Annotated in this window: 11 protein-coding genes, 1 pseudogene and 1 riboswitch; of the genes and pseudogenes, 9 read left to right on the top strand and 3 right to left on the bottom strand. The window is 50.1% G+C overall.

Annotated features, from left to right (window positions below; genetic code table 11):
• Nucleotides 1-17: 17 nt before the first annotated feature.
• Nucleotides 18-962, bottom strand: a complete 945-nt coding sequence (pfkB, locus tag KZ483_RS02015; protein WP_220351129.1) for a 1-phosphofructokinase — start codon at nt 960-962, stop codon at nt 18-20.
• Nucleotides 959-1,744 (bottom strand): DeoR/GlpR family DNA-binding transcription regulator, encoded by a 786-nt coding sequence (locus KZ483_RS02020; protein ID WP_220351130.1) that lies wholly within the window; start codon nt 1,742-1,744, stop codon nt 959-961. The genes pfkB and KZ483_RS02020 overlap by 4 nt, the downstream gene beginning before the upstream one ends.
• A 526-nt stretch (nt 1,745-2,270) precedes the next feature.
• Between KZ483_RS02020 and KZ483_RS02025 the strand changes: the two genes are divergently transcribed.
• Complete coding sequence (locus KZ483_RS02025; protein WP_220351131.1) at nt 2,271-2,579, top strand: hypothetical protein; 309 nt, start codon at nt 2,271-2,273, stop codon at nt 2,577-2,579.
• Between the two features lie 208 nt (nt 2,580-2,787).
• On the opposite strand, the gene KZ483_RS02030 is transcribed toward KZ483_RS02025, so the two are convergent.
• The gene (locus KZ483_RS02030) at nt 2,788-4,005 is read right to left on the bottom strand and encodes an MFS transporter (RefSeq protein WP_220351132.1); all 1,218 of its coding nucleotides are present in this window, start codon (nt 4,003-4,005) and stop codon (nt 2,788-2,790) included.
• Between the two features lie 144 nt (nt 4,006-4,149).
• Between KZ483_RS02030 and KZ483_RS02035 the strand changes: the two genes are divergently transcribed.
• From KZ483_RS02035 to KZ483_RS02070, 8 genes and pseudogenes are all read left to right on the top strand, one after another.
• Entirely contained in the window at nt 4,150-5,034 is an 885-nt protein-coding gene (locus tag KZ483_RS02035; RefSeq protein WP_220351133.1) for a LysR family transcriptional regulator, read from the top strand.
• A gap of 72 nt (nt 5,035-5,106) precedes the next feature.
• On the top strand, nt 5,107-5,877 hold the full coding sequence (locus KZ483_RS02040; protein ID WP_220351134.1) for a MerR family transcriptional regulator: 771 nt from the start codon (nt 5,107-5,109) through the stop codon (nt 5,875-5,877).
• Between the two features lie 254 nt (nt 5,878-6,131).
• Nucleotides 6,132-7,623 (top strand): annotated as a pseudogene (locus KZ483_RS29000) (FAD-dependent oxidoreductase).
• 55 nt (nt 7,624-7,678) lie between these two features.
• Nucleotides 7,679-8,272 carry a TetR/AcrR family transcriptional regulator gene (locus KZ483_RS02050; RefSeq protein ID WP_220351135.1) on the top strand — a complete coding sequence of 198 codons (594 nt, stop codon included), beginning with the start codon at nt 7,679-7,681 and terminating at the stop codon, nt 8,270-8,272.
• A gap of 225 nt (nt 8,273-8,497) precedes the next feature.
• Nucleotides 8,498-8,929, top strand: coding sequence for an RNA polymerase sigma factor (locus KZ483_RS02055; RefSeq protein ID WP_220351136.1), 432 nt, complete (start codon nt 8,498-8,500; stop codon nt 8,927-8,929).
• Complete coding sequence (locus KZ483_RS02060) at nt 8,904-9,026, top strand: RNA polymerase sigma factor (protein WP_220351137.1); 123 nt, start codon at nt 8,904-8,906, stop codon at nt 9,024-9,026. Before KZ483_RS02055 ends, KZ483_RS02060 begins: the two co-directional genes overlap by 26 nt.
• A 1-nt stretch (nt 9,027) precedes the next feature.
• Nucleotides 9,028-9,834, top strand: a complete 807-nt coding sequence (locus KZ483_RS02065; RefSeq protein WP_220351138.1) for a hypothetical protein — start codon at nt 9,028-9,030, stop codon at nt 9,832-9,834.
• 8 nt (nt 9,835-9,842) lie between these two features.
• The gene (locus KZ483_RS02070; RefSeq protein ID WP_220351139.1) at nt 9,843-10,037 is read left to right on the top strand and encodes a hypothetical protein; all 195 of its coding nucleotides are present in this window, start codon (nt 9,843-9,845) and stop codon (nt 10,035-10,037) included.
• A 520-nt stretch (nt 10,038-10,557) separates the two neighbouring features.
• A riboswitch (cyclic di-GMP riboswitch) is annotated at nt 10,558-10,652 on the top strand.
• The last annotated feature ends 91 nt before the right edge of the window (nt 10,653-10,743 follow it).

Here is a 10,743-nt window from a genome sequence, read left to right on the forward strand (position 1 = left end):
TAGTAGATGCATGATGCTCAAATGTGAGAAATTTGAACGGCACTCAGCTTTGCTTGTACTTCTTCCAGCGTACAAACCTGCGTTCCGGGCTTCGAAGCGGTTACCGTTCCGGCCGCTGACGTCCAGCGCGCAGTATCTTCAAGCGTTTTGCCATGAAGGAAGCAGTAGACCATTGCCGCAACCATCGAATCGCCTGCCCCTACCGTGCTTAATGGCGTGATGGGAAAAGGAATTGCCCGTACCGCTTCGTTCTTGCCCAGTATAATCGACCCCTTGGCACCCATCGAGACCGCCACATATTGAATGCCTTTGTCGATGAGCGTTCTTGCAGCGGAGACTATCTCTTCCTCGCTTGTGAATGTTTGACCGAATAGCGACTCCAGCTCATGAATATTAGGTTTCACGGCGAAGGGGGCTGCTTCGATCCCATGAGAAAAGGCCTCTCCGTCCGCGTCCAGGATCGTCTTCGTGCCTCGAGCATTGGCAATTTCGATCAGAGATTTGTAGAAGTCCGGCGGCACGCCCGGCGGCAGACTGCCTCCAAGGACAACGAATGAAGCATTTGCGGCTTCCGCTTCGAATTGAGCGGTGAACTGCTCGAGTATATCGCGATCCGCTGAAAATCCGGGTTCGTTGAGTTCGGTCGTTTGTTTCGTCTGTTCGTCAATGACCTTCAGGTTCGTCCGCGTTTCACCTTCGGCTTCGAGGAGAAGGGACTGTATACCGAGCGATTTAAGCTTAGCAAGAAGGATTTGCCCCTGGTAGCCGGCGTATAATCCAGCCGCTGCAACGTCAAGCGAAAAATGCTTTAGCACCTTGGCGACATTGATTCCTTTGCCGCCGGCATCCGTTCGCAGTTCCTTGATGCGGTTTAACCCTCCGTGCACAAGCTGCTCGACGGTGACTGTCTTGTCGAGTGCCGGGTTCATGGTGACGGTAATGACCGGTAATCGGTTTTTCATGCTTCTTCACTTCCTGCACTTGTTAGAGTTACATCGATGCCCGCAGACTCCATTTCTTTCACGGCCGCCTGTGAGATGCCGTCATCCATGATACATTGATCGATCTCGGATAAGTCCGCGACCTTGGCGTAAGAGATCGTGCCATATTTACTATGGTCGGCCAGCAGCACGACTTGCCCGGCGAACTGGATCATTTGCCGCTTGACGGCGGCCTCGATCATATTGGGCGTCGTTATGCCTGCGCGCGGGTCAATACCGTTCGCGGCCAGAAATACTTTGTTCACGCGGACGGAACCGATTGAATGCTGTGCGAGCGGTCCGACCATAGCCAGTGTTTCTTCACGTACCGTCCCGCCGGACAGTACAAGCTCGATTCCCTTCTGGCCTGCAAGCTCCTGAGCTACCTTAAGCGAATTTGTCACAACCCTAAGCTTGTTGAACATCTTCAGACATTTGGCCAAGTAGTAGGTTGTCGTACCCGAATCGAGCAGCACAATATCGCCTTCGCGAATTATCGATGCGGCAGCCCGCGCGATCGCTTCCTTCTGACTCCGGTACCGGTCTTCCTTCTCCGAGAAGGGCGGCTCGGCATTGTCGTCTCCGCTCGCAACCGCGCCGCCGTGAGTCCGGCGAAGCAGCTTCGCCTCTTCCAGCCCTTTCAAGTCTCGTCTTATGGTGGATTCCGAAACATTAAAATATGCAGTCAGCTCTTGAACCGATGCCCGCTTGTGCTCGAACACATAATCGGCTATCTTTTGCTTCCGTTCTTCTTCAAAAAGCATCCTACCCCTCCTTCCATTACCATAGGGTTTGACCGTATATGACCGACAAGGTACAGTGATATGAGTATTTATGATTGTTTTTTCTCACATATGATTATATGTGATTGATATGAATCTGTAAAGCGCTTTCTTGGTCATTTCAATAAAAAAATCGGTCACAACCGCGCAAGGAATTTGTTCCAACGGCTGATCGCCATCATTTGGAGCATAATAATAACTTGATTTCCGGGTGCATGATTGGTCCTGGTATTGAATCTGCCCATTTCAAACTCATTCAGCCGAACGGTCCGGTCACCCGCCGTATGTGGCGATCTGTTTAGGTCTAATCAACAAAGTCCGATAATCGGCTGGTATGTGGAAATAGGCAGGAAAAACCTGCTTACAGAGCACGTCGTACTGTAAATTGTGTCTGAAGCAGAAAAAACCCACTTAGGTATATCAACAAAATCTGGTACCGGCAGCGGGTAATGCCCCAGGCAGTGTGATACAATAACATCACCACTATAACAATTAGGAGTTGGCATTAATGAGCGAACAGAAGACGAATCACGAAGAAGCACCCGCCGTTAACGAGCAGGAGCTTGTGGCATACATAGCGAGCAAAACAAACGAAGATCCAATCGGCATCCGTCAGGTACTAAAACACGAGCGTGCGTTCATCGACAACGTGAAAGAGGATGCCAAAGGAGAAATCAATGTAGATATCGACGAGCTCGTGGACTATATTATGGCCCGCAAAGACGTGAAATTAAGCGAACCGTCAGTTGAAGCGATATTGGAGTCGGAGATGGATTTCTATATGGAAAAAGGCGAAGCCGGTTACATTGAAGACTGATAAGCATCTTCAAAAAACAAATATGATGCATCCGATAACTCGGGTGCATCATATTTGTTTCAATGATAGTGATGGAAAGCGTCCGCTTCTATCCGACTAACTTTGTTGAAACGCACTTCACCATAACAAGGCCGCATAGAACCGTGTGAGGTTGTTTCTAGTTAACGGCGTGATCAGCGCGCCTTTTCTTCTATCCTTATGCTACCCTTCAGACAACCGTTTCCCGCTGCCCTTGAATTCCGCCAGACGCTTCCTTTTTATTTCCGATCATAAGCTGGATGATCATCATAATGCCGACCAGGACGGCCAATCCGGCAAATGCCTCAGTGAAGCTGCCTGACAGATCATGTATCCAGCCGACCAAGAGAGGGCCAAACGAGCCGATAATATAACCTCCGAATAACGTTAAAGCCGACCAAGCGCCCGCCGCCTCGGCGTTCGGCGTCTCGTCGATTGGCAGCATAAGGACTATGGGGAACAACCCGCCTGCGCCGATTCCCAGCGGCACCGCAGCTATCCATGGATTCGCGGACAGCACGATAAGCAGAATTCCCGCCAGTTCAAAGCCTGAGCACAACAGCAGCCAGAACAACCGTTTAGGCCAACGGGAGATCAACAGCGGAAGCAGCAAGCTTATAGGAATTTGAGTAAGCGAAAATAATGTCAGCACGCCGCCGGCTGAAGCTTGGTCATAACCCATACTCTCCGCCGCCGGAGCAAGCCAGGCCGTAATCGAATAAAACAAAGTCGCCACTACTCCGAAAAACAGCGTCAGAAGCCATGCGCGCTTATCTCTCCAGGGAATCCGCGTTTGAACCGGTGCGGGGGGTCTGCCCCTGGCCGACGTGATTGCTGATACCTGCACCCTGTTTTCTCTCCTTGCCAGGTGCCACCAGAGAGGGAGGGCTATTACGGCAAGAGCGGTCCACGAGGCAAGCGATCCGCGCCACGAACCCTTCATGATATCCTCAAGCGGGACTGACAGCCCTGAGCTTAAGGCAGCTCCAACGACCATAGCCATCGAATAAACGCCGACCATGGCGCCTGCATTCGGGAAATGCCGTTTGATGAAGCCCGAGAGCAGCGGACCTGCCACTGAAATGCCAATTCCGGCACAGAATGCCGTAAACAGCAGGAATAAAGTGGACGAAACGAACAACCGGGCTATTGTCGCCGCCCCAATGAGCAGCATTGCGCAGGCGATAGTACGCTCAATTCCCCAGCGATTGCTAAGTTTAACGGCGCCCGGGGCAAATAACCCCATGCATAACACCGGAATGGAAGTCAGCAGACTGGCCGAAGCGCCGCTCATGCCCAGACCGTCCCGAATCGCCCCCAACAGCGGGGATACGGAGGTAATCGCAGGACGCAAATTAAGCGAAGCAATGAAAAGGGCGAGAATCAACACAATCTCACGTTTACGCATGATACTCTTTACCTCCGATCGGTATATGATACCGCAGCCGGTTATCCGGCTCTGTGTTTGTAAGTGTATTGGATAAATCATCATTGATCAATTCAATTGTTTCTATTATTATCATTAATAAAATCAATGATAGGAGCTTGAGCTGTGGAACTGCGCCAATTGGAATATTTCATAGCAGTTTGCAAAGAGCTGCATTTTACGAAGGCGGCCGAGAAGCTTGGCATCTCGCAGCCGACGTTGAGTCTGCAAATTAAAGCATTGGAGAACGAGTTGAATACGCCGCTGTTCGACCGCATTGGGAAAAGAATCGCGTTAACCGAGGCCGGCTCCCTGCTTCTGGAACAAAGCGTCCAGATTCTTCGCCATCTGCAAAATGCCAAGGATTCAATTAACGATCTCCACAACAATGAGGGGGGCACATTAACCGTCGGGGCGCTGCCCTCGGATTTGGATTACCGGATATCCAATCTGTTGATCGATTACCATACCGAACTGCCAAAAATCCGATTGATCGTTATATCTTCGGTAGAAATCCCTAATCTGGTGCTCGAAAATGAAGTCGATATCGGCATTGGTATAACACCGATTCCCGACGACCGGCTTGAGTGGGTACCGTTATGCCGGGAGGAATATACGCTGGTTGTGTCGGAACGCCATGCATGGGCAGAGCGTGCTTCAGTACCCTTAAACGATCTAATGGACCTTCAAACCGTAATGTTTCCCAAAGGCTTTATCGGCAGGGAACTGGTGGACGACTGCTGCCGCAAAAACGGTTTCACCGTTAAGACGATTCTCGAGACCAGTACTGTCACTTCGCTTATCAATCTGGTAAAGGCGAACATCGGAGCGACGGTTCAGCCTTATGCCCTGATCAAATCGATGAACGAGCCAACCTTACGGTGTATCCAAATTACCGGAGGCGCGCCCTATCGGGAGATCGGGGTCATTCACCGCAAGGATCGTTTTCTTGGGCAGGCCGCGAAAGCTTTTATTCAGAAAACGGTCGCTCACTTTAGAACGGGCGGGTGAATTTTTTTGAAATTACCCATTGAACCTCACGTAACGTGATGAAGTATGATTTTTGTTCGGAGGCGATAAAAAGTGTCCTATAAGGTGAAGGAAGTGTCCGAATGGGCGGGTGTCAGCGTGCGCACGCTGCACCACTACGACGAAATCGGCCTGGTTGTCCCCGAAGCGGTCACCGGGTCGGGGCATCGTCTATACTCGGACGGCAACCTCGAACGTTTGCAGCAGGTATTATTTTTCCGGGAGATCGGCTTCTCGCTGCATGAGATCAAGCGGATTATAGAAAGCCCGGATTTCGACCGCAAACGTGCCTTGGCGGCCCACAGGGAGCTGCTGCTTGAGAAGAAGAAGCGGCTCGAAGACATCATCGCTACCGTTGAGTTAACCCTACAAAACGCCGACGGAGGAATGATTATGTCACAAGAGGAATTGTTCAATGGATTTGATATGAAGGATATAGAAGAGCATAAGAGTAAATATACGGCCGAATCGCGGGAGAAATACGGCGATGCGGTGATGGATGCAGTTGAGAGCCGGACCAGTAAATACACGCAGGAGGATTGGGCCAGGATCCACGAGCGGAGCGGACAGACTAACGCCAAGATCATAGCGGCGATGGATCGGGGTCCTGCGGATCCTCAGGTGCAGGAAGGAGTTGCCGAGCTAAGACAGCAGATCACCGATTATTACTACGACTGTACGCCGGAAATCTTTCGCGGCCTCGCCGATTTGTATGTGGATGACCCGCGCTTTACGAAGAACATCGATAAGAACAAACCGGGCTACGCCGCATTTTTGCGGGAGGCGATGATTATTTATTGCGATAATTTGAAGAAACAGGGCTAAAGATGCAGTGTTTAGACAAAAACGTGAGTAAAATTAAAGTGAGCCGCGCGGGGCGCACTTTTTTTGCCTTTAATACACATCAGGACCGTTGACAGCTGTTGGAAAATAATGTAACCTTATGTTGACTGATCAAGTCAGTCATTGTAGGAAAGTTGTTAAGGGTCGCTTTATTGCTGTATCCCACCGGTTCGATTGAGGTAAAATTTTTTGCTTTAAAATTGACTGATTAAATCAATCAAAAAAGGAGCGATAACATGATTTTCAATCAAAAAGAAGGTAGAGCGCTTGTAATTGGAGGCGGCTTTGCCGGATTACTGACTGCGCGAGTGCTTTCGGATTATTACGGAGAGGTTCTCATCGTTGATAAAGACGATTTTCCGGAAAAGCCCGAAGACCGGGCGGGCACACCACAATCTTTTCATCCGCATCGTTTCACGGATCGCGGCAAGATGATTACAACACGCCTCTTTCCAGGTTACGAGGATGATTTGTCGGCAGAGGGGGCTCCCTCGATACTGAATAAAACCGTTTATAACATGAATCAATATGGAAGCATGGAACTGCAATATCCTCAGAATGATTTCAAGTTCAGCAGAGCTTTACTGGAGTGGGTTATTCGCAGGCGCGTTCAACAAATTCCCAATGTTCAATTTCTGCCAAAGCACGATGTGAACCATCTGTTAACCACCCCGAATCAGACGGCTGTGACGGGAATCCAGGTCCGGGAAAGGGGGCCAATGGGGCAGCAGAAAACATTGATGGCCGGTATGGTTGTTGATGCGAGCGGACGTTTCTCCAAGTTGTCTGCATGGCTTCATGATTTGGGTTACGATGTGCCGAGTCCGGATCTTCTGAAAGCCGCTCTTGGATATAGTACCAGACGCTATCGGATTCCACCCCATTTAACACATCTGGAAGAAAAATGGGATACTATCAACATCTCAGGCCAGCCTGCCAATGGGACGTTTACGGGAGTTTTTCAATTATAGAGAATCAGACAGCAGAAGTGGTGCTTTATCGTCCGGGTGGACACTATCCTCCTGTGAGCTCGGAAGAATTCGAACAGGCGGTTGCACAGCTTCCAACTCCGATAATTGCTGAGATCGTTAAGGAGCTTGAACCGATTACCCAGCCTCGGGGTTATCGGGTGCCGGAATTGTACCGTCATCATTATGAACGAATGCAGCGGTGGCCGTCAGGATTGTTAGTTTTAGGAGATGCATACTGCATATATGATCCCATTTTCGGTCAGGGAATGTCGGTTGCTGCGATTGAGGTGGATTGCTGGAATCGTGCTTACATGAACACCGGAATAACCCAAAGCCTCATTTTGAGCAAAGAGTGCTTCAAAAAATACATGATGCGATCGAGCCGGCCTGGTGGCTTAATTGCGCTAATGATTTGCAGTGGGAAGGGGTCGAATATGCGGGATCAGAGCCGCTTCGGGGGATATCTTTTGGCCGCGAATATATGGCCTTGTTTCTCAAACACGCAACTGTTCAACGTAGTTGGGAGTTATATGGACTGTATTGGGCAGTAAACACATTGGAAATATCGCCAAGTGTAATTATGAATGCGCAAATGGTAACGACGGTTCTTACTGCATCGGATGAAGGCAAACAATTACTCGCTAAGCTTTCACAAGACGGCCAGCCATTGGAGGAAGTATTGAATCGGATTGTACCTGACTTCTCCGGAGCTCCTTTTGACCTGAATTCTGTTTCCCGGAATCAAATAGCTACTTAAGAATTAATAATGGTATACTTTATGCAACCATGTACAGGCAAAGGAATGAGAGTCATTGGCGCCATTAAACGAAGAACAACTGCATCAGATCCGGGATGAGCGCAAGGAGCAAATTATGGGGGCAGCCCTTAAGGTCTTCTCCCGCCGGGGCATTATTGGAACTAAAATGAGTATGATCTCGGCTGAAGCCGGCATCAGCCACGGCCTTCTGTATCACTACTTTAAATCAAAAGACGAGCTGTTCACCGCTCTCGTACGGGAGGCCATGGCAGGAGCGAGTGCTGCAATGATTGACGTTTATCATTTGCCGGGCTCGCCGATCGAGAAAATAAGAGCTTTAACGAGCGAAATTCTCGACGAAGAAGGAGCTCCTTATTTCATGCTCATTCATCAGGCGCGCACGTCCGATGGCGTTCCTGAGCAGGCTAAACAGCTTATTGGGCAATATTCCATGGAGACCTTCGTCGCCCAATTGCTGCCGTTATTTACTGAGGGGCAGAAAGCGGGCGAAATTGCGTCAGGCAGTGCCGAGGAACTGATTTCCAGTTATTTATCGGTACTTTCGGGACTAATGATACTGAATACGCAAGACCAGGAAGGTTACCGGGTTCCGAATGTCGACATTTTGCTGCGGATTATAACGCCTTAATAAAAGCGCTTGTTATAGAGAAAGCAATAAGCCAGGTCAGTTATCCGCGGCGCGGTCTGACCTGGCTTATTTGGTTCTTGGAACAGGATCGGCGCACTTTCGGCCAGCTCGTGATCATCAACATTATGCATGTTTGCCTTCGATTTGCCCGAACTGAAAAATCACCTATGAACCGGGAACCTTTCGGCACTCGCGGTTGTCTGTTATGTGGAGGGAGGAGAACCAATGGAAGAAGAGTACCTCAAAAGCATCCTGAAGGTTGATCCGCCTGAGATCGAGACGCTGGTACGCCGGTATTGGCACGACGACTGGCAGTACGCTTTCTTCCTGACGCGCCAAGAGCACCTGGCCGAGGATATTGCCCAAAATACCTTCATTCGGGCGTTCCGTGCGCTCAGCTCGTTCCGGGGACAAAGTGCGGTGAAAACCTGGTTATTCAAGATCGCCCGCAACACCGCGTTCAATTACAAGAGATCAGCCTTCCTCAAAAAGGTTATCCTTATCGAATTTTTCAGCGACACTCGTACCGTATCCTCTGCGGAAGCGGATTATTTCTCGGGCGCTATGACGGATGAGGTATGGGCGGCCGTACTCGGGCTGCCGCAGCACTACCGTGAGATTCTGATTCTGCATGCATTATGGCCTGACATATGCTGAGCTGACTGATCTGCTAGACGTTACCGAAGGTACGGTTAAATCCCGGCTGCACCGTGCGCGCGCCAGATTGGCCAAAGACATGAAGGAGGTGGAATGAAATGCGCAGAGCGACAATGGATGATCACACGGAAATCGCGGAGAGGCTGCTTGTAAAACCATTTCGGGAAGAACGGGTTCCCTCTGCGGAGCGGATCCGGATGATACAGCAAGAGGTGAGCAATCCGCCGGCGGGAAGCAGGAGACGGCTTGTTTGGACAGTTGCGGGAGCGGTAATGGCCTGCATCATTATGATTATGGCGCTTGCCGCAGCATATGAAATGCCCGGTGGACCAGCCGACCAACGGTTATCGCGTGCTGCGGGTCTGGAACAAACGCTGCGCATTCCGATTGGCCGGACACCTGAGGAAGCTGTCCAGAAATTCCGGCATTTCCCCTTCATGCGGGTCATTCACCAGGAGCCTGTTGACGGCGGAGTTCTTCTGTTTATTAAACGCTATTATCAAAAAAGTGGCACCGACCTGCAGGTTGAGTATGTCCGCAAGATGTGGCTTGGCTGGAAATGGGCATACGGCGGCGGATACGGGACAAGCGGCGGTTTAGATAAGGCGGCGCTTACTTGGATGGGCTTGCCATATAAGGGAATCGGAGAGCCTTTTCCCCTCGTTTTCGGAGAGATCCTGGATACTTCCGTCAAGAAGGTAATCGTTATCACGAGTGGTCAAACTCCCGGTAAATACGCGGCTAAAGTTGCCGATACTGACACGGGCGGTGCAATCTGGTTCGCAACTCTACCCTTATCAGCGGAAGCTTCGTACGAAATCGAGGCGCTTAATGGGAAGGGAGAGATTGTAGCTCGCAAAACCATCGATGATCTGCGGGATTTCGGGATTCAAGAAGGCTTATGAAGGGCTCAATGGTGACAGGCCGCTGCCATGAATTTTCCATCCATCCCATCCGGCTGGCGGAGGGCAAGGCCGCAATCGTTTATAACGGAGAATGGATTGTTGGCGAATTGGTAACGAAATACCGCATGAAGCCGGAAGATATAGGCGCTTTCGTGATTCCGCTCGGAGACCGGGACGTGATGGCGGTCGGTTTGTATACGTAGGACTGGGGCGATAAAACGCCGGAGCAAGTAAACGAATCCTGGCAAGCGAGTTACGCCGAGTATATGAAAAGAAAACATCAGCCGGGTTTCTGATCAGCAATAAACAAAAAATGTGAATCAAACTATCGAATCCCGGCCATAGCCGTCTTTTTGGGTGCCCTGCTCGCGAAGCGCGCTTTTTTTTCGTGATCCGGTCTTTTTCCTAAACCGAACTTCCAAAAAATCCATCCCGACATGTCTAAAAAAGCCATCCCCAAAAAAAGAGGAACATGATAAAACTTAATATACACGGGTTGAGTTAAATATTGGAACAAATTGAAAAGGTCAATACCCTTTATCCTTCAACGATATTGATGATTCCGTCCGCTGTCCTCCAGAAGCGGGGGCCGCTAATCAAGATGCAGTGGAACTTGATGAAGCTGCACCCGGTGTTGGGCGGAACGATGGGACGGTACGGATATCCGGAAGGACTGTCAGGCGAGGAAATCCCTTATCTTGCCTGCTCACAATTGCAAACATCGTACGATAAAGGCAAACCCACTGAAAAGTGGCGACGCAAAGCTACAGGGGCTTAATTGGATCAAATGCATCCAATGATGCCAGCCAGCTACCGAATACGGAGGAAACCTCCGTCTAATCAGGCATCTCTGGACGGGGGTTTCTTTTTTTTCTTGAAAGGGGTGATTTGAGTGAAGAAACGCGAAGG

The sequence above is a fragment of the Paenibacillus sp. sptzw28 genome (assembly GCF_019550795.1).
Classification (GTDB): domain Bacteria; phylum Bacillota; class Bacilli; order Paenibacillales; family Paenibacillaceae; genus Paenibacillus_Z.

Bases quoted from the DNA above. Each gene is read 5' to 3' on its own strand.
- pfkB (WP_220351129.1), bottom strand. From the start codon at position 962: ATGAAAAACCGATTACCGGTCATTACCGTCACCATGAACCCGGCACTC.
- KZ483_RS02020 (WP_220351130.1), bottom strand. From the start codon at position 1,744: ATGCTTTTTGAAGAAGAACGGAAGCAAAAGATAGCCGATTATGTGTTC.
- KZ483_RS02025 (WP_220351131.1), top strand. From the start codon at position 2,271: ATGAGCGAACAGAAGACGAATCACGAAGAAGCACCCGCCGTTAACGAG.
- KZ483_RS02030 (WP_220351132.1), bottom strand. From the start codon at position 4,005: ATGCGTAAACGTGAGATTGTGTTGATTCTCGCCCTTTTCATTGCTTCG.
- KZ483_RS02055 (WP_220351136.1), top strand. From the start codon at position 8,498: ATGGAAGAAGAGTACCTCAAAAGCATCCTGAAGGTTGATCCGCCTGAG.
- KZ483_RS02060 (WP_220351137.1), top strand. From the start codon at position 8,904: ATGCATTATGGCCTGACATATGCTGAGCTGACTGATCTGCTAGACGTT.
- KZ483_RS02065 (WP_220351138.1), top strand. From the start codon at position 9,028: ATGCGCAGAGCGACAATGGATGATCACACGGAAATCGCGGAGAGGCTG.
- KZ483_RS02070 (WP_220351139.1), top strand. From the start codon at position 9,843: ATGGTGACAGGCCGCTGCCATGAATTTTCCATCCATCCCATCCGGCTG.